The organism is Sorangiineae bacterium MSr12523 (genome assembly GCA_037157775.1).
Classification (GTDB): domain Bacteria; phylum Myxococcota_A; class Polyangia; order Polyangiales; family Polyangiaceae; genus Pendulispora; species Pendulispora brunnea.
On sequence record CP089982.1, the window covers coordinates 397,736 to 415,586 of the forward strand.

The 17,851-nt window shown below is 61.9% G+C and carries 16 protein-coding genes; 8 read left to right on the forward strand and 8 right to left on the reverse strand.

The window, feature by feature from the left end:
• Nucleotides 1-124: 124 nt before the first annotated feature.
• From LZC95_01670 to LZC95_01680, 3 genes are all read right to left on the reverse strand, one after another.
• Complete coding sequence (locus LZC95_01670; protein WXA95550.1) at nt 125-1,270, reverse strand: beta-1,3-glucanase family protein; 1,146 nt, start codon at nt 1,268-1,270, stop codon at nt 125-127.
• 66 nt (nt 1,271-1,336) lie between these two features.
• Nucleotides 1,337-2,512: an alpha/beta fold hydrolase gene (locus tag LZC95_01675; GenBank protein WXA95551.1), complete on the reverse strand. Its 1,176-nt coding sequence runs from the start codon at nt 2,510-2,512 to the stop codon at nt 1,337-1,339.
• Nucleotides 2,513-2,548: 36 nt separating this feature from the next.
• Nucleotides 2,549-3,595 (reverse strand): hypothetical protein, encoded by a 1,047-nt coding sequence (locus LZC95_01680; GenBank protein ID WXA95552.1) that lies wholly within the window; start codon nt 3,593-3,595, stop codon nt 2,549-2,551.
• Nucleotides 3,596-3,761: 166 nt separating this feature from the next.
• Between LZC95_01680 and LZC95_01685 the strand changes: the two genes are divergently transcribed.
• Genes LZC95_01685 through LZC95_01695 form a run of 3 tightly spaced genes read left to right on the forward strand, consistent with a single transcriptional unit; the run spans nt 3,762 to nt 5,631 of the window.
• Complete coding sequence (locus LZC95_01685) at nt 3,762-4,253, forward strand: hypothetical protein (GenBank protein ID WXA95553.1); 492 nt, start codon at nt 3,762-3,764, stop codon at nt 4,251-4,253.
• The gene (locus tag LZC95_01690) at nt 4,250-5,140 is read left to right on the forward strand and encodes a hypothetical protein (GenBank protein ID WXA95554.1); all 891 of its coding nucleotides are present in this window, start codon (nt 4,250-4,252) and stop codon (nt 5,138-5,140) included. The genes LZC95_01685 and LZC95_01690 overlap by 4 nt, the downstream gene beginning before the upstream one ends.
• Nucleotides 5,137-5,631, forward strand: a complete 495-nt coding sequence (locus tag LZC95_01695; GenBank protein ID WXA95555.1) for a hypothetical protein — start codon at nt 5,137-5,139, stop codon at nt 5,629-5,631. The genes LZC95_01690 and LZC95_01695 overlap by 4 nt, the downstream gene beginning before the upstream one ends.
• A 21-nt stretch (nt 5,632-5,652) precedes the next feature.
• Here the strand turns inward: LZC95_01695 and LZC95_01700 are convergent, their stop codons facing one another.
• Both LZC95_01700 and LZC95_01705 read right to left on the reverse strand, forming a co-directional pair.
• On the reverse strand, nt 5,653-5,898 hold the full coding sequence (locus tag LZC95_01700) for a hypothetical protein (GenBank protein ID WXA95556.1): 246 nt from the start codon (nt 5,896-5,898) through the stop codon (nt 5,653-5,655).
• A gap of 27 nt (nt 5,899-5,925) precedes the next feature.
• On the reverse strand, nt 5,926-6,375 hold the full coding sequence (locus tag LZC95_01705; protein WXA95557.1) for a hypothetical protein: 450 nt from the start codon (nt 6,373-6,375) through the stop codon (nt 5,926-5,928).
• Nucleotides 6,376-6,505: 130 nt separating this feature from the next.
• Between LZC95_01705 and LZC95_01710 the strand changes: the two genes are divergently transcribed.
• Nucleotides 6,506-6,940 (forward strand): SRPBCC family protein, encoded by a 435-nt coding sequence (locus LZC95_01710; protein WXA95558.1) that lies wholly within the window; start codon nt 6,506-6,508, stop codon nt 6,938-6,940.
• Between the two features lie 155 nt (nt 6,941-7,095).
• On the forward strand, nt 7,096-8,136 hold the full coding sequence (locus tag LZC95_01715) for a ferritin-like domain-containing protein (protein WXA95559.1): 1,041 nt from the start codon (nt 7,096-7,098) through the stop codon (nt 8,134-8,136).
• A gap of 7 nt (nt 8,137-8,143) precedes the next feature.
• On the opposite strand, the gene LZC95_01720 is transcribed toward LZC95_01715, so the two are convergent.
• On the reverse strand, nt 8,144-8,716 hold the full coding sequence (locus LZC95_01720; GenBank protein WXA95560.1) for a cysteine dioxygenase family protein: 573 nt from the start codon (nt 8,714-8,716) through the stop codon (nt 8,144-8,146).
• Nucleotides 8,717-9,952: 1,236 nt separating this feature from the next.
• Between LZC95_01720 and LZC95_01725 the strand changes: the two genes are divergently transcribed.
• From LZC95_01725 to LZC95_01735, 3 genes are all read left to right on the forward strand, one after another.
• Nucleotides 9,953-10,648: a hypothetical protein gene (locus tag LZC95_01725; GenBank protein WXA95561.1), complete on the forward strand. Its 696-nt coding sequence runs from the start codon at nt 9,953-9,955 to the stop codon at nt 10,646-10,648.
• A gap of 190 nt (nt 10,649-10,838) precedes the next feature.
• Nucleotides 10,839-12,944 carry a M13 family metallopeptidase gene (locus tag LZC95_01730; GenBank protein ID WXA95562.1) on the forward strand — a complete coding sequence of 702 codons (2,106 nt, stop codon included), beginning with the start codon at nt 10,839-10,841 and terminating at the stop codon, nt 12,942-12,944.
• Nucleotides 12,945-13,111: 167 nt separating this feature from the next.
• Complete coding sequence (locus LZC95_01735; protein WXA95563.1) at nt 13,112-15,253, forward strand: S8 family serine peptidase; 2,142 nt, start codon at nt 13,112-13,114, stop codon at nt 15,251-15,253.
• A 16-nt stretch (nt 15,254-15,269) separates the two neighbouring features.
• Here LZC95_01735 and LZC95_01740 read toward each other — a convergent pair whose 3' ends face one another.
• Nucleotides 15,270-16,436: a hypothetical protein gene (locus LZC95_01740; GenBank protein ID WXA95564.1), complete on the reverse strand. Its 1,167-nt coding sequence runs from the start codon at nt 16,434-16,436 to the stop codon at nt 15,270-15,272.
• 140 nt (nt 16,437-16,576) lie between these two features.
• A complete protein-coding gene (locus LZC95_01745; GenBank protein WXA95565.1) occupies nt 16,577-17,782 on the reverse strand; it encodes an SGNH/GDSL hydrolase family protein in 1,206 nt (401 codons plus the stop codon).
• Nucleotides 17,783-17,851: the final 69 nt, after the last annotated feature.

A 17,851-nucleotide genomic window follows, 5' to 3' on the forward strand; every position in this document is an offset into this window, starting at 1 on the left:
GTAGCGGGCTCACCCAGGCCGGCGGAGGCTGATAGTTGCTAAAGCAACAAGGAGGGATCGCGATCCTCGGGATCGTCCCTGATCCGAAGGATCACGATCGCTGTACCGCTATGTCACCGGTTTCCTAGAACGCCGTCAAGGTGATTGTGGCGGAGCGTGGTGCTTCATCCTGGATGTAGGACGCAAAGTCGACCACGTCGTCGAAGGGGAAGCCATACGCTTTTCCGTTGGAAGTGTTGGCGTGGATGCTCTTCGAATAGTGATTGGTCACCGCCTGCTGATAAAACGTGGACGCGCTGGTGGTGGGCTGACTGGGGTAGTCCCGCAAAGTCGACCGGTTGAATGCCGCTCCCAAGACAGCGGCGACGGCGCCACTGGGTTGGCCGCCGGCGTCCAATGCACCGTTGCAGAAGAAGATGTCGCGCGTGGAGGGTTTGGCGAAGGTGCGCACGCCACCGTCGAAGACGAGGGATCCACCGCTCACGCGGCCAGTGTAGGTCGTGGTGTTGATTTTGACCGATAGGTTCGTACCCGCATACTTGTTCCACACGTCATTGACGTACCCATCGAAATACGTCGACGAAAAGAGGCCCGCATTGATGCCGTGCCCCGGTGCAATGACACGCATCTTGTCCCCGATGACGAGGCGCGAGAACGCGGATTGCGCCGCGATGGCGGAAAAGATGCGATCGCGCCCGCCCGGGACGATGCTCCCCGTATTTTGGCTTCGCGCACCGTCCAGTTGGATCGATAGCGGAATGCTGAATTGATCCACCATGGTGGTGTTGCAGTACATTCCACCGGTGGTGAAGTTGAATTCGAGAAAGTCGTGCAAAATGTTGTAATTCGGGTCGCCCGATACCCAGCCCGCAGGGTACTGCAGGCCCGGGCGTCCGTCGCCGGCGACGACCACGCGGAATTTCAACTTTTGTCCGATCGCGAAATAGATGCGACCAGCCATGTTGGGCAAGGTCAGCGGTGTGCTGCCGGAACTTCGCAGGGGTATGGCATAATCGGTATAACCATCGGGGCCATTGTCGGAGAGCGCAATGGGCGTCGCGACGCCGTTTCCGCGCGAATAAAGTTGCCGGCCGGTGCCCGCCTCGGTGCCGACGATGTAAACCCATATCGCGTTGTTGGCATAGCGCCCGGTGCTATTCACGATGGAAATGGGGAGCGTGGTGGCCGCCCGCGCTTGGCGAGAGAGAGAAAGCGACGTACACGCGAAGGCGGCCGACAGCCCGCCGAGAAGTGACCTTCGGCTTATCATTCGGGAATCCTCCTCGGCGGGCGGGTCTGCAAGACGCGAGCCCCTTCCGAGTGTCCCGAAAAGACTTCAGTTCAGCTCACGCAAGAACGCTATCAAATGCTCTTGCCATACGGAGGCGAGCAACTGGGTCATGTGCCCGCGTGTGCGTTCGCCCGCGGGAACGATGACGAAGCGCGCCCCCGGCACGCGTGGAACGAGCCGCGCGAGATTCCCCAGCGACACGGCATTGAGCTCGTCGTCGGCGAAGTTGATGGCCAGCACCTTCGTCTTGATCTTCTGGAGATCCGGCTCCGGATCGTAGTCACGTGAAGCATCCAGCGCATAGACCAGGTTGTTTGCATCGAGCTGCGCACCACTGCGATCGCCGAATCCCTTTTCGGGGTGGATGAAGGCCGTGGCCTTTTCGATGCTCGGAATGGCCTGCTGAAGGTGCCCGGGGTTGTCGGTCATCATGTAAAAGAGCGGCATCATCGCGAGAAAGCCATTGGGCTGTGCGGTGTACTCGCCGCCATTGTATTGCGGATCGCCTTTGGTGGCCTCGACGATCAGGCGTCGCCAGAGGAGGTTCCGCCCGAGGATGCGCGTCGGTTCGCACGCAATGGGCACGGCCGCATCCATCATGTCCGGGTACTTCTCCGCCCAGAGCCACGTGTGCATGCCACCCATCGACGTGCCCAGAAGCAAACGGAGATGCGATATGCCGAGCTTTTCGGTCACCAGGCGATGCTGGAGCTCGACGATATCCGCATAGGCGTAATGCGGAAAGCGGGCGTGAAGGCCTTCGCTCGGTTTCGATGATTGCCCTGCGCCGACATTGTCGGGCATGATGACGTAATACTTCGACGTATCGAGCGGCTGCCCAGCCCCGAACATCGCGCTGCGGAACGAGTCCGTGAGAAACTGCCGCCCGCGCCCCGTGGTGCCATGAAGCAGCAATACGGCATTGTCGACGGCTCCGTTCGCGCCTTCGTGGGGCTTGCCCAGAGTCGTGTAGTGCAAACGGAGCTCGGGAATGGATTCGCCACTTGCGAAGCGAAAGTCGCGAATCGTGTAATCGCCTTCTCGTTGGCCGGGGAGGGGAGGCGGTTGGCCGGCGGCTTGGCTCGTCGGCAAGGGGGCAGCGGAGGGGGCGGCGCTCGATGCATCCGCGGGGGGCTTCTGGTTGCATGCGATGCAGGCCATCGTCACGAGGACTGCCCTGCCAAGGCGGAAGATCGAGCGTCGTCGGTCGCGGTGCGGCATGGGATTTCCTCCGTGCTATGCCGCACGAGGGTACCATCAGCGCGTGCAGGCCGCACCGCCGCCCGTCACGGGGGCCATGCTGAGGCCGATGCCGTATTGCGGTGCCCCGTGCGGCGCGGCGTTGAAGTCGCCGGGGACCTTGCCTGACGCAGATATAAGGTCGGCGGGGCCGGCCCATAGTGTATGCGCCATGTTGGTCGGGATCTTCGAGCTGGACTCGAGGACGACGACCACGGTGTTGGCGCCCGGCGAGTGCATGCTCGGCACGCGCACGAGCCGAACTGTCGCTTTGATGCCCGGATCCTCCGCACCGAGGGCGGAGAGGGGCGCCAAGCACGGGCCATTGGCGCTGGTGAGAGCGTGGTCGATGTTCTCGACGACGGCCACGGTATGCACGGGATTGTACGGAGCGAGTGGCACGAAAACGCCATTTTCGTAGGCCGACCAACCCGGGGGCAGGCCTTCGCGTACCTCCGTGATGCGAAGACGAACGGGCACACTCGGTGTCGTCTCGTATTGGTCGCCGACGCGTTTGGCGATTTTCCCCTCGAAGGCGCGCCCTTCCCAGTTGCGGAAAAAGAGGGCATCCGCAGCCTTCGCAAAGCGAACGAGCTTCGTCACCTTGCCTGCCGAATCGACCGTCGCGCGATAGAGGTGGTCTGCCTGGTATTCATGCGAAGCCTTGTCCCACGTCTCCGCCCTGGCCATGCCATCGGGCAATGCATAGTCGTTGCCCTGCGCATCGCGAAAGCTCGTCGCGGATGCAATGCCGCCCACCACTTCTCGATTGCCACCTTCGAGCGGACGAGGTGCGGGGACATGCAAATAGGGCGGTGTCGGGTAGCCGTCATCGCAGACGATGACAGGGCCGGCACTGGTCTGCTCGATGCGCTGGTTCGGGCAAACGGCGTCGTCATTCGGGTGTGCGTCTGACTCGTGGTGCGCGTCCGGCCCAGCATCGATGGCGGGCGGCGCCGCATCGCGATCGCCATTGGATGGGGAATCCGAACTGCTGCATGCGTACACGCTCAGAAGAGCGAATGGGAATGTGAGAAGGCCAAGCGAACGAAGATAAGGTAGCATTCTAGGCATTTAACAGCCTGCGGACCTCATGTCCAAGCTCCCCGGCGGAGTGCAACGGACCGCGAGACGAGGACTTCTTTCGCGGCGTCGCGAAAAATCCCGTAGTGTCGTCCAAAGCGCGCGGTCGCGGTGGCGACCCACGGTGTTCTCACGTAGATCCCATCGCATGGCTCACAATCCGTACGAGGTGCCACGTTCTCTTTCAGCACCTGGCGGCGAGGGCGATTCGGCCGACCTGTTCGTGCAGACTTTGCCGCCGCCCCTTCTCAAGCTGGCGGGGCTCGCGTCGCTTTTGGCGGGGTTGGTGGATCTGTTTCTCGTGATGCAGTTCTTCGTGGCCATGTCCGCTTGGAGTGCACGCCCGGGGCCGGTGCTCTCCGCGATTCTCGGACTCCTGTTCGTCATGGGGATTCTCTATTTGACGGTGGCCTGGGGCATCGTCAAAGGTAAGATCCCTTTCGTCATCGTGGGGCTGTTCGCGGCGTTTTTTAGTCTGCTGGCCTCGGGCGCGTCACTCTTGTTCGTCATTTCATTGGCGGGGCTTGGGGCCATTGGACTGAGCATGGTCAATGTGGTTCTTTTGCTTTTGAACATGTCCAACGTACAGCGAATTTCCAGGGCATACCGTGCCCTGCGCACCCAGGTGGATCCTTCATGAAATGGTGGCTTGCCTTGATGTTGGGTTTATCGGCCTGCGGAGCCCGGCCCGCCGCGACGGCGCATCGGGAAGTCGGGGTGGAAGGGTGGATGCTCGATGCACAAGCCGCCACCACCGCGTACGTAGAGAAGCGATATTCCGATTGCACCAGTCTGTCCCTGCGCGCGAGCGAGCACGCATCCGGCCGTGCGAAGGCCGATGCGTTCGTCAGCGCGGCAGGCTGCGAATTGAAAGCTGGCCACCGTGCGGAAGCCATTGCCCTCTTTCGAAAAGGACTCGAAACGAGCGCCTCGTATTGCGACGACACCATCGAAAACGCCAACCTACAGCGAGAGCTTGCCGATGACCCGCAATGGGCCTCGTTCGTCACGGAGTTCAAACCGGCTTGCGCGGCGTACTTGAACTCAATCAACGGCGAGTTGCGTGACATTTACCATGCTGACCAGGACGACCGGCGCGCTGCACCGGAAAAAATCGATTGGAAGGTGGTCAATCCGCGCGACGCCGCCCGCCGTGAACGCGTGAGGCAACTCGAGGCGGCGAAGCAGTTGCGCACGGCGGACGACTACTACCATGCTGCCATGGTCTTTCAGCACGGCATCGACGAATCGAGCCATGCTACGGCCTTCCACTTCGCGAGGCACGCCGTCGAATTGGATTCCAATTTCGTCAAAGCTCGCTGGCTCGTCGCGGCGTCCCGCGATCGGTACCACATGTCGCGCCTGGAACCGCAACTCTACGGAACGCAATACAAGATCATCAACGGAATTTGGATCGTGTGGCCGGCCGACCACCACATCACCGATCGCGATCGCGCTACCTGGTGTGTCCAATCGTTGGAAACCGCGAAACAAAGTGTCGCTCGAATGAATGCGAAGTCGCCATGATGCCGCCCGGCAAAGGCGTCGACTGGACCAGTCCCCCTCTTTTCAATTTTCGAGCGACTCGGCTACGGTTGGTGGATGCATTGGGGCAACCCGACGGAGTCGATCTCGACTCCAATGGGTTGGGGCCGTTCGATGCGTGGGTCGTGCGTGCCCGATGCGGTATGGAGATCGTGGTTTGGCAATTTCATCTTCGACCGGATGGGACCGGGATGGTGGTGGACGAGCATGACATGGCCAACATCGAAATACATGCGAACAATCGCGATTTCGAGCACATTTGCTTTCATCTGCCCCTTGCAATCGAGCAGCTTTCCAAGTGGGTACCGGATCCGTTGAACGAGGCGCCCCGCGCGTGGCGCCTCGTTCGGCAAGACGATCATGGGCTTCGATACGTCATTGCAACCTTCACATCGCGTTGCGAGGCCGATGCCGCGTTGGCGACGTTCGAGGCACACTCGCACAAGCAGATGTACTCGGTCGAGTCTCGTTAGCAATCGGAGATCTTACTCGAATCACTCGCGCGGTCGACTCGCCGCGAGTACGAGAATGGGCGGGCGCTGGTTCTCCTGGTCCAAGGCAGGTCGTTTCGCCAAGGCATCGTCGACGGGGCCCGGCTCCCCCAGATGATCGAGCCGAAATCCACGCGCGAGCAAGGTGTTCACGTAAGTCTCCACCGTACGGTGAAACTTCGTCACGCCCTCGATGAACCAGGTCGTCTTCCGCTCGCCTTCGTTACGGTATCGCGTGAGCAGGGCCATCGACGACGCGAAGGCCCTGCGGAGCTCCTAGATTCTCGAGGTGCTCGGTTCCCCAGCGGCGTGGTCGTATTCAGCACTCAATCGGCCGAGCGCCAACGCGCCGAGGTAAAGGCCGAAGTCGCGGAGCGCGACGTCGAAGTATTGGCGCGTGAGAAGCAGATTGATGATGATGGCTCCGAGCCAGCCGGCTACCAGATACGCGCCGGCTTTGGGCCTGAGGGCAACGAGCACGCCGGCGGCAATTTCGACGACGCCGACGACGAGCATGAATGTGCCCGCGCCGCTGCCCAACATGCGAGCAATGGGCGGTGCGAGGTATTGGTCCCAGTTCACGAGCAAATGCAAAAACTTGTCGACACCTGCAATGATGGGCAGCACTGCAAAGCCGCAGTGCAGAATCTGGTAGGCCTGGTAAGCAGGGTCGTGCTTTCGAACGACGGGCTCGCCGTGCAGGCGAGGATGCGCGATGTTGGCCATGGTTTCGCCTCCACCATGGTGACCTGCAATGGCTGCACCCAAGTCGGAACGGCTCGGCCCTCGAAGAGCAACTTATTCCAAGTCTGCCGCAGGTGCCGTCCCTAACCTGGTCGCAGATCGGAGGAAAGCCATGGCTTCCATTCATCGAGAGATTCTCATCCAGGCACGCGCCGAGACCGTATGGGACGCGCTGCGTGACATAGGTGCCATTCACACGCGGCTTGCACCCGGGCTCGTTACCAACGTCCAGCTCGAAGACGGCGGGCAAGCGCGGATGGTCACATTCAGCAGCGGCATGACCGTGCGCGAGCTCATCGTGGACGTCGACGATGCGGCGCGCCGCGTGGCGTGGAGCGTCGTGGGTACATCGATGACGCACCACAATGCTTCGGCCCAGGTATTCCCAGATGGGGCGCACGCGTGTCGTTTCGTCTGGATTGCGGATCTTCTTCCGCACGAGATGGCGCCCACCATCACCCGGGCCATCGAGCAGATCCTCGCAGACGTGAAAGTGACAATGGAACGCACCGAGCATAAGAACAATTCGGCGCACCCAAGCGTATAAGCGGCATGAATCCATATGCTGCTCCGGTCGCAGCGGCTGCGCCGGCCCCGTCCGTGCCAAGACGTCATTGGGCAAGGGAGACGCTTCTTTGGCTGGTGGCGGCCCTTGGCATTGCCGCGTGCACGTTGTGGCTAATGGCTCGGCCGGAGCTGCACGTGCGAGGAACCTACGGCCTCGCGCTGGCAGGCCTCGTGGCGTTGGTCGGATTCGGGCGAGGTATTCGCTTTGCGATCAAAGGCCCTCCGCTTGGGAAGGCTTCCACGATTCTGTTCGTATGTTCACTCCTGGGAAATCTCTTCGTGGCGGGTGTGGGTGCGCTCTTGGCGATGCTCTCCACGCTGCAGTTCCAGCGCGGACGTCAGCTGCGCCGCTTTGGACGCGTCCTCTTGGCGCGCATCGAAGAAGGGCCCACGTGGGCCAGTGTGACATCGACAGCGTCCGTCGAGGGGATGGCGCGCGCCATCGAAGACGAGAGAGCGCGGGCAGGGCTGGCGGCGCAATGGCGTGAGAATGGCCGAACGGAGCACGCGTCCGTGGCAGCGTTTGCGCGGCTCACGTTGGATCTCATGGCACTTGGCGCGCCGCCGTCGCTGATCGCAGCCTCCAACCGCGACGCGCTCGACGAGGTACGCCACACGGAGCTTTGCTTCTCGTTGGCGAGGGCGTTGGACGGTCGCGCCGAGGGGCCGGGGCCATTTCCGGAGGCGCAACGCGCGCGTACGCTGGTGGGAATTCGTGGAATGGCGTTGATTCAATTGGCCGTCGATTCATTGATCGACGGGGCGCTGCACGAGGGCGTGTCGGCGCGCATCATTGCCAAATTGGCCAAGCGCTGCGAAGTTCCTGAGATTCGCGCCATTTTGAAAGAGATTGCCGCCGACGAAGGTCGCCACGCGGCGCATGGTTGGGATGTCGTCGAATGGTGCGTCGCCCAGGGTGGCACGCCTGTCTTGAACGCGCTGCGCGCGGCACTCACGTCGCTGCCTGCGACCATGGAGTCGCCGCTTCCCGAGGCCGCCGTCCGCGGTGCGTGGGAGCGGTACGGCATTCATGGGCACGCGCTCGAGCAACACGAGTACACCAAGGCGCGCGCGGAGATTTTGCGGCGCTTGCAAGCGATCTCGCCGCTCGCTCAGGACCGTGGCGCCGCGGTGAGCAAGGCATCGCTCGTGCGGCGCATCGTCGGCGCGGCGTAGCGTTCGCTCAATGCCAATCGGCGGGCGGCCGCACGGGCAGGTCGTAGCGGCGGCGAATGCTCGTCCCGCCGCACGCGGACACGTCCGCACCGTAAATATGGATGGAGACGACCTTGCCGTCGGTCCCATTGCGCACCGCGTGAATGTCGCCCGGTGGCGTCAGGTACGCCGTGGTCCCCGTGGGGCTGAACGCGAAGCCCGTCGGGACGAGGTGCGCATCGCCCCCCGCACCCACGAGTTCGTAGCGCACTTCTTCTTCTTGTCCGCGGTACGTCCCCACGACGCACCACGAGACATGATCATGAATGGGGGTCTGCTGGCCGGGAAGCCACACCAGCGCCACCACCGAAAAGGCGCCACCTGGTTCCACATGCAAAAGGTGCTGACGGTACGATTTCGGATCGGCCTCGAGTTGCTCGGGGCTGAGCAAATCCGGCTGGCGAAGAAATGTCGCGAGCACGTCCGCAACGCGACGCGCCCTCTCTCCGCTCGAAACGGCCGCCGCCGTTGGGGTGGCGTGGACGACTTCTCGGAGCGCACCAATGAGCTGTCTGGCGCATAATGTATAAGAGGTATTCATTTAATTAGCACCTTACGCGCGACGCTCCTCATTTATGCTGACAGCAGGGGGTTGCGCAAATGTTTGCCCGCGTTCTGGCGCGCATTGCTCCGCTATGCTCTCCACCAATCCGCTATGGCGGATGGGGGCATGCTCGCTGCAGGATTTGCGCAAACGCGGTGCGCTTTCCAGCACATTGTTCCGTTATGCTCATCAGCGATCCGTTATGACGGATGGTGCGCAGCACGGAGCGACGCTGCGCGTTATCGCGCGCCGCCGTCCGGCGACCCTCATTTGAAATGGACGCATGGAAGAGGGGAAAAGCCGCGCTTCGAAAGGACATGTACGCCGAACGGACGTTCGGACAACCGATGTCAGAACCACGGCGTCGCGACGGTGTCCGGTATGCGGAGCAAGGTTTCCGAACGACGCGCGCCGTAATGAATACCTTGGTCGCACGCATCGAGCAGGGGCAGTGCCTGGTGACTGGATGGCTTGGAGCCCATCATCGTCATTTCTGTTCATCTTTGGGCATACTTCGATATCGCTCTGCGTGATTCGGGCTCGACCCCGGAGCGTTGATGGTCGACGTTTTAGAAACGCAGGACCAAAGGTCTTGTCGTGTCCAAATCGCGGACATGTAATATATCTAATTCTTATTGATGCATTGAACGGACACTGGTGCTGGCGTCAACCGTCATGTACCAACTCGACCAGGCGACTTGGGCTCCATCTCATTTTACGGAACGATTGCCGCTAGCGGACGACTCTCGCCTGAAGCGATGCGACGCGCAACTTGCGCGAAAAGGAACCGCCATTCACGAGCGTCTTGTCTCTCGGGGCGGATTACCTATGCATTCTTCGAATCTGCCTCGGTTGCTATTGGCTCGACATGCGAACACGTTCATAATGGTGCAGTTGAAACATGGACCCGACACGACGTTACGTGCTTGTACTCGTTGGCGGGGACCATGATGGGGTCGCGATTGTCGATAGGACGACGCGAACTGCCCTCGTCATCGACGATGATGAAACAGACTTGGCCGTTATCGACCGCAGGCGAACCTCGGGCGTAGAAGTGCTCGACAGATTTTCATGGTTGTGACGTTGCGAATTTCGCCAATGCCGAATGGCGTGATCCGTTGAAGCAACCCAAGTCATAATCGGTGGATGGGGGGATATTTCGTGACCGCGAGTCAGAGTAGAGCGCTTTCGATTCTTTTGCCGCGTCGCCTGGGGCGGGGTGAAGCTCGCCGATTGCTTGCAAAGATTTTCGAGATTCCGCCGAGCGAAGTTTGCGCCATCGGCGGTGGAACGGAGGGCGCTGCATCCGTGTACTTCGAAGAGAATTACCTGGAGGGCCACGACTATCCCGAAGAGCTCAGCGTCTTCCCATATCGACCCTCGCGCATTCACTCGGATGTGGACTTGGCGACAGCCATTGCGCGCATCTTGGGTGCGGGGGTACTTGGCTCCTTTCCGGCTGGCGAACCACAGGCGCATATTCCTTTCCTCTGGATCTTGGTCCAGCCCGATGGCCAACGATTCAAGGTGCTTCAGAGGCCCGAATGCGAGCCAGCGATCATCATCGATCGAAACAGCCTCACACCCTGGAAACCCACCAGCGACGCACCGCCGGGGCGGCACATGAAAAGATTGTTCTTTCGATGCGACGGCGGTCACTACTTTCAGGGCGCCTGCTGCCCCTTCGACGGATGGTCCATGGCCGGCGTGGCCAAGGCGGCCGAGTACTTCGACACCCTCGGGCAATCCGGCGAGCCGCAGGAACTCGAGGCCATGAAAGCGTTGCGCCTCAGCGATGACCTGATTCAAAGAATGCTCATCATCGAATTCGGCGACGAAAACGCCATATTCGAAGCCTTGGCCCCCGAGCGGTGCCTTTATCAAGGCAAGGAACTCCTTTGGTCCGAAGCCGATGATACGTTGTCTTGATGGCCTGTGTCGATCGAGCGCGGCCGGACGGTGATTCGAAACGGCGGCTCGAAATCGTCAATGACGCGCATGCTCGCATGCCCGAGGCGACGCGGACGGAGGGGGACCTCGAACGGAATCGCGTCGGCGATTCTCGGTAGTCCAAGCGGCCCCGTTGCGTCGCGACCCGTCTCCTACTACGAGTCGTTCCATGAGTCGGAATCGCCTGTTTTTGTGTCTCTCGGCCCTCGCCTGCATGGCCTCGTGCGCGGACCCTGCGCCCCCTCCCTCGACAGCGGCCGCGGCCAAGCCGGTCGAAACGCCCGCACCGACGCCGCCGCCGGCGCCCCCGCGCGGAAAGCCCAAGCTGGGCACGTTCGGCATCGACATGGCGGGTGCCGATACCACGGTCAAACCGGGCAAGGACTTTTACGCGTTCGCCGGAGGCCGCTGGCAAAAGGATACGCAGATCCCCGCAGATCGCTCGCGGTGGGGCGTGTTCGACCAGCTTCGCGAAGAGTCGGATGCCAATGTGCGCAAGATTCTCGACGAGCAGGTCCAGTCCAAGTCGACCAAAGGCGACAATGCGCAGAAGGTCGCCGACTTTTATGCCGCCTACCTCGACACGGCCGCCATCGATCAAAAGGGATTCGCCCCCGCCAAGGCCGATCTCGAGGCGATCGCCAAGGCGAAGACCCTCGTCGACATCGTGAAGCTGATGGGACGTCCCGATCTGCCCGTCAAGACGCCGATCGACATGGAGGTCATCCTCGACGACAAGAACCCCGATCGTTACGTCGTCGGCGTCAGCCAAGGCGGCCTCGGCTTGCCCGATCGCGAGTTCTATTTGAAGAAGGAAAAGCAGTTCGAGGAAATCCGGACGAAGTACCTTGCGCACGTCACCAAGGTGCTCGCGATGGTTGGCGACAAGCAGGCCGCCGCCAATGCCAAAGCCATTCTCGCGCTGGAGACCCAAATTGCCGAGCGCCACTGGCCGATTGCCGAGCGTCGGGAGCGCGAAAAGACGTACAACCCGCGCACGATTGCCGAGCTGCAAAAGGAAGCACCGCAGTTCCCGTGGAAGGTGTACCTCGACGCGCAAGGCTACGGCAGCGAGCCGTCGGTGATCGTGGCGGAGAACACCGCGGTCGTAAAGCTGGCGCAGCTTTTCCCCACGACGCCGATCCCCACGTGGAAATCCTACCTGACGTACCACTTCTTGCGGTCATCGGCCGACGTGCTGCCGACGCAGCTCGACGACGAGGTGTTCGATTTCACCGGGCGCACCCTGAATGGGCAGCCGCAACAGCGTGAGCGCTGGAAGCGTGGTGTTGGCGCCGTCAATGGCGCTCTCGGTGACGCGGTAGGTGAGCTGTACGTCGCGCGCTTCTTCCAGCCCAAGGCGAAAGCGGAGATGGACCGCCTCGTCGAGAATCTGCGCAAAGGATACGCCGCGCGTATTCAGTCCGTGGATTGGATGACCGCGGAGACGAAGAAGGTCGCGCTCGAGAAGCTGGCAACCTTCCGCCCGAAGATCGGATATCCGGTCAAGTGGAAGAACTACGCGTCACTCCAGGTCGCGGTGGGCGATGCCTTCGGGAACAAGCGTCGCAGCCAGGTATGGCACCATGAATACGAGCGGGCGAAGCTCGGTAAGCCGAGCGATCGCGACGAATGGTTCATGACGCCGCAGACGGTAAACGCTTATTACAATCCGACGTTCAACGAAATCGTCTTTCCGGCGGCAATCCTCCAGCCCCCGTTCTTCGATCCCGAGGCCGATCCGGCGGTCAACTACGGTGGCATCGGCGGCGTCATCGGCCACGAAATGGGCCACGGCTTCGACGATCAGGGCGCCAAGTCGGATGCGAAGGGCGTGCTCCGCACCTGGTGGGGACCGGCCGATATCGAAGCATTCAAAAAGCGCACGGATGCCTTGGCCGAGCAATATTCCATGTTCGAGCCGCTCCCCGGCATCAAGGTCAATGGCCGGCTGACGCTCGGTGAAAACATCGGTGACGTGGGCGGCCTCACCGTCGCGTACCAAGCCTATCAGCTCTCCCTCGAAGGAAAGCCTGCCCCCACGCTCGACGGATACACGGGCGATCAGCGCTTCTTTTTGGGCTGGGCCCAAGTGTGGCGTGCCCTCTATCGCGATCAGGCCCTGCGCAACCAAGTGCTGACCGATCCGCACTCGCCGGCGCTCTATCGGGTCAATGGCGTCGTTCGCAACCTCGACGCCTGGTACAAAGCCTTCGACGTCAAAGCGGACGATCCTCTGTATTTGGCACCGGATAAGCGCGTCAAGATCTGGTGACACCTTCCGACCAGCGGAATGGCAAGAGCCCAGCGCTTTTTTTTGGCGCTGGGTTCTTTTTTGTGAACGGTTTTTCGAGACCGCGATTCGGCGAGTTGCCATGAATCGACGCGCACCGCGACAACGAATTTGCGCGACGGAAGCGGACGGAGAGCGTCTTATCTTCGATGAAGAGAACTATCCTTCTGTGCTTGCTTGGCGGGGTCGCGGTGGCTTGTTCCGATTCCTCGAATCCGACGAATACGAAACAGACGGGCGACCACGTCGACCCCGCGGTGGCCCAAACCGGGCTGACGGTCTCGGGATGGTCCAAACTCGATGCAGCCTTGCGCGCGCGCACATTGTCAGCGGGCCCGGCTGAAAAGCCCGAATCGTCGAAGACGATATCGATCTTCGTCGAATCGAAGGATCCCGAAGCCACGCGGCGAAACGTGGTGGCGGCGGGCGGTACCGTCGGGACTGTGGCGGGCGATGTCATGACCGCACGCGTATCCAAGGAAGCCATCGCGGCCATTGCGAATACTGCCCCCGTGACGAGGCTCGAAGGTGGTGTCCCGCTGCGGCGGAAGCTCGACAAGGCCCTCGCCGCGGTGAAGGCCGATCAAGTGCATGCCGGCGCAAAACCGCTTCCCGGCTTCTTCAAGGGTGCGGGCGTGCTCGTGGGCGTGGTCGACGATGGACTCGAGCCACAGCATGCGGCTTTCAAGAAGGCCAACGGCACGACGCGCGTGCGTGCCATTTGGAATCAGGCGGGCGTGGGCGCGGCGCCGGCGGGATTCTCGTACGGCACCGAGTGTACGGCCGCGCAGATCGACGACAAGACATGCACCTACCAGTCGATCAAAGCGCATGGAACGCACGTGACCGGCATCGCAGCGGGCGGGCCCGTTCCTGGCGCATCGTACGTCGGTGTGGCCCCGGAAGCGGACATCGCCTTCGTGGAGATCGGCAATCCACCAGGTATTTCCGATGACGTCGAGGCGCTGAGCACCAGTATGTGCGACGCCGTTGCGTATCTCTTCAAGCAGGCCGACGCGCTGAAGGAGCCTGCGGTCGTCAACCTCAGCTTGGGCGAACATTCTGGACCGCATGATGGCTCGTCGCTGGGCGACAAGTGCCTCGACAACCTTTCAGGGCCTGGAAAGATCATCGTCGCGGCGGCCGGCAACGAAGGCGGGGGAAGCGTGAACCCGCTGGAGGGTACGCCGGTCGTGGTGCATGCATCGGCGACCGCGTCGTCGAGCCCCATCGTTCTCAAGTTCCTTCCGGGGCACACGGAGGACCCGGAGACGAAAAAGGACATCGTGCAGGTAAGCGCCAATCTTTGGACCGACTCGAACGTGACCCTGTCGGTGCGCGTCGGACTTCAGACCAGCGGTGCGCCCGTGTTCTCCAACCCTGTTACGATTGGAACCCAGTTGCCGGCGACGAAGCTCTCCGCAGCCTCGCTGGAGTTGGGCCCCGTCGCTGGCGCGGGCACGGCCTCGCCGGCGGGGCCGCGTAACATCGCGATCAGCCTGGCCGACGAAAACAAAGACGAGATGGAAGGCCGCGCGATATGGCTTCTCGAGGTCACCGGAAATGGGCATTTCGATGCGTTCATCGATACGACACAACAAGGCGGATTCATTGCCTCGGGCCAGGCGCCCGGTGTGACGGTCGACAGCAACATGACCATTGGCTCGCCCGCATCGGCCGCCAAGGTGCTTGCCGTCGGATCCTTCGTGTCGCGCAATTCGTGGACGTCGAGCGATGGGCAACCGCAATTGCAGAAGGACGGCCCGGATGATGCACTGGTCACGATCGGGGCGTTGAGCACCTTCTCGAGCCATGGTCCCATGCGCAATCCTGCGGCAGCGACGAAGCCGGATATCACCGCACCCGGTGAGGTGCTCGTCGCGGCATTGAATCCTTCCGCACCGGAGGACCCGAAGCAAGTCGTCAAGGCAGGCACCGATGGCTTCGTGGCCATGCAGGGGACGAGCATGGCCTCGCCGATGGCGGCCGGCGTCGTGGCGCTCTTACTTCAACGTGATTCGAAGCTCACCGTCGACGACGTGCGGGGCATTCTCGATCGCACGGCGGTCAAACCCGAGGGCGTCCAGGATCTGCCGAATACGGCATGGGGACGCGGAAAGATCGATGCGCTCGCCGCATTGACGGACAAGCGACTTTCTTCGGCGGACTCCAGTTCCGACTCCGGTGGATGCAGCGTCTCGCCGGCGGGGAACGTCTTCTCTGGCATCGCGGCGCTGACATGCGGCATCGGAGTACTCTTGATGCGCCGGCGACGCCGCGAACCATCGTGAGATCGTCGCGTGCGAATCAGTGAAAGAGAACGAACGTGGGCTCGAAGCCCATTTCGCTGGCCAAGAGCTTCGGCAGCACCTTCCGCGTCTTCGCATCGACGAAGTTCACACCCGCACCCTTGGTGCAGAAGCCAGTGATGCACGTATTGGCCAATGCGACCAGCGTGCCCTTCGCGTTCATATCCACGGCATCCATCCCATCGAACGCGTCGACCAACGAGCCGGTGCGGTCCTGAATGGTGCCATCGGCTTTGACGAGGGCCGAGAAAAGATGCGTCGACGTCGTCGGGGTGCTCGTATGGTAAATGATGAACAGATCGCTGTAAGGTGCACGGAACGACACCGCACCCTGAAAGCCGCTTTGGGCTTCTTTCACGTCGTGCACCGCGAGGCCCTTCGTGTCGATGCGAAAGAGCATGCCCGTGTCCTGCGGCCGCACGCCGATGGCCGTGACCAATAGCAAATTGCGCTTTGCATCGAGCACCATGGGCAGATCGGGCTCGAGGCCGGAATATTTGCCCGCGCCGTCGGCCTTGGGGAGCTCCAGCTCGATCTTCTTTTTCACGGCATTGGAGCGCGTGTCCACCACGGCCAGCGCGCCTTGCTCGGGGCGATGATTCGCCTTCGTGCGGGCCACCTGGGCGAAGAGCACGTTGCCATTGCAATACAACCGGCGCGGCTCCACCGAGCCGCCGGCGCTCTTGAACGAGCCAAGGTCGATGCTCGCCTTCACCTTGCGGGACGGAAGATCGATTTGAACGACCTTGGCCTGCGACTTCTCCGAGACGTAGATCGCGGTGTCGCTGGCAAACTCGAAATCCGCAGGATCGGTGACCGGCAGCGTGATCGTCTGCTCGAGGGCGGCCGTGCTGGCATTCACGACGAGGAGCCGGCCTCCCGAATAGAGGAGATAGAACTTCGCGCCGTGCGTGCGCATGGCCAGCGGCATTTCCTCGGCTGGCGTGGCGATGCTCTTTTTGGAAAAGGTGCTTCCGACGTGGAAGACAGCGAGCTTGCCCAGATCGTCGCCTGCGATGAAGGTCTCGTCGAACCCTTCGAGGCGAAACTCTCCGGCAAGTGCATCATCTTGCGTCGAAACGTCTTCTGCGTCGTCGGACGCAGAACCGCAGGCGGCTGCCGCGAGCGCGAACGCCGCTACCCATGCATGGTAAATCGATTTCACGTGTTCCCTTCGACGCCACTCGCACATTCTTAGCGAGAGCGTCCCTCGGTTTGCGGCGAACTATGCGACATACCGCACTTCGTGCAACGTGAAACTTTGTTTCTCACCCGCGCTGCGCGAGCCAGGCTGAAGAGCCCGCGCTACTGCAACAACGCGAGATCGATGGCATCGGCCATGGCCTGCATACCGGCTGCATTCGGGTGCAAATGGTCCCCGGAATCGTAGCTCGATTGCATGACCGCAGGATCTTGCGGATCGCGAATGGCCGCATCGAAATCGATGATGCCGTCGAAGGCGCCACTGGTGCGGATCCACGCATTGGCCTCTTGGCGGACGAGTTCCCCCGTGTCGCGGTAATAGCCCGCACCTTTGTACGGGAGCATCGTGGCGCCGATGATGCGGACACCCGCTGCATGGGCCTTGGCAATCAATGTGCGGTACCCCTCAATCAACGCGGGCGCGGTGATGGGAGTGCCGTTGGGGCCGGCGTTGTTGCCAATGTCGTTGATGCCCTCCAGGAGAATGATGTCGCGCACGCCAGGGAAGGCCAGGGCATCGTGGTCGAAGCGCGCGAGGGCGCGGATCCCCTGCCGGAGCGTGGGCGAATCCGTGAGGACGCGGTTTCCTCCGATGCCGGAGTTCACCACGGCCATCGGATGATCTCCGGCGAGGCGCCGCGCGAGTGCGTCGGGCCAGCGACGGTTGGCCCCGGTGGGGGTGATGGATCCATCGGTGATCGAATCGCCAAACGCTACGACCGTGCCGCGCGCCTCGAACGGGAGGACGTCCAGTCCCGAGAGGAAGTACCAAGATGTGCGCGTGGTGCCATAGCTGGACGCGCCCTCTTCGGTCGTGTGATCGCCATCGCCGGACACGTAGGCCGTCTGGAAGGCCGACGAGTGAAACGTGGCCGAGCCCGTGGGATCGGGCAGGTACAAACTGACGATGACATTCTGTTCCGTGTCGACCGCCATGGGGATGGGATCGCTGACGACTTCCGCACCGGCAGGAATGGAGACGCTTTCCCGGGCGCGAAATCGCACGGCGCGCAGAGAGCCCGCAACTGCGGCGGCGCCTTGCTCCTGCAAACCAATGCTCACGGCACCGACGGACAACGGAATGGTGCCGCGCAAATTCGAAAGATGAATACGCAGCCCCGCACCACCGGTGCTGGTGTGTGCAACCATCCGAATCGTCTGATGGTTGAACGCCGGGCCGCCCGTGGTCATGCTCGGTCCCCATACGGCCACGCGATGGCCGGCCGACGCCTCGGTGGATGCCGAAACGACACCGGTGTCCAACGTGCAGACAATGGCCAATAGCGCGAGCAGCGATGTTCGTTTCATCGGAATCGTTCTACTCGGCTTTCGCGATGCCTTCGAGCCGAAAACGGCTCAAGCCCGTGTCGCGTCGAT

Bases quoted from the DNA above. Each gene is read 5' to 3' on its own strand.
- LZC95_01685 (WXA95553.1), top strand. From the start codon at position 3,762: ATGGCTCACAATCCGTACGAGGTGCCACGTTCTCTTTCAGCACCTGGC.
- LZC95_01700 (WXA95556.1), bottom strand. From the start codon at position 5,898: ATGGCCCTGCTCACGCGATACCGTAACGAAGGCGAGCGGAAGACGACC.
- LZC95_01690 (WXA95554.1), top strand. From the start codon at position 4,250: ATGAAATGGTGGCTTGCCTTGATGTTGGGTTTATCGGCCTGCGGAGCC.
- LZC95_01710 (WXA95558.1), top strand. From the start codon at position 6,506: ATGGCTTCCATTCATCGAGAGATTCTCATCCAGGCACGCGCCGAGACC.
- LZC95_01735 (WXA95563.1), top strand. From the start codon at position 13,112: ATGAAGAGAACTATCCTTCTGTGCTTGCTTGGCGGGGTCGCGGTGGCT.
- LZC95_01670 (WXA95550.1), bottom strand. From the start codon at position 1,270: ATGATAAGCCGAAGGTCACTTCTCGGCGGGCTGTCGGCCGCCTTCGCG.
- LZC95_01680 (WXA95552.1), bottom strand. From the start codon at position 3,595: ATGCTACCTTATCTTCGTTCGCTTGGCCTTCTCACATTCCCATTCGCT.
- LZC95_01675 (WXA95551.1), bottom strand. From the start codon at position 2,512: ATGCCGCACCGCGACCGACGACGCTCGATCTTCCGCCTTGGCAGGGCA.
- LZC95_01695 (WXA95555.1), top strand. From the start codon at position 5,137: ATGATGCCGCCCGGCAAAGGCGTCGACTGGACCAGTCCCCCTCTTTTC.
- LZC95_01745 (WXA95565.1), bottom strand. From the start codon at position 17,782: ATGAAACGAACATCGCTGCTCGCGCTATTGGCCATTGTCTGCACGTTG.
- LZC95_01720 (WXA95560.1), bottom strand. From the start codon at position 8,716: ATGAATACCTCTTATACATTATGCGCCAGACAGCTCATTGGTGCGCTC.
- LZC95_01730 (WXA95562.1), top strand. From the start codon at position 10,839: ATGAGTCGGAATCGCCTGTTTTTGTGTCTCTCGGCCCTCGCCTGCATG.
- LZC95_01705 (WXA95557.1), bottom strand. From the start codon at position 6,375: ATGGCCAACATCGCGCATCCTCGCCTGCACGGCGAGCCCGTCGTTCGA.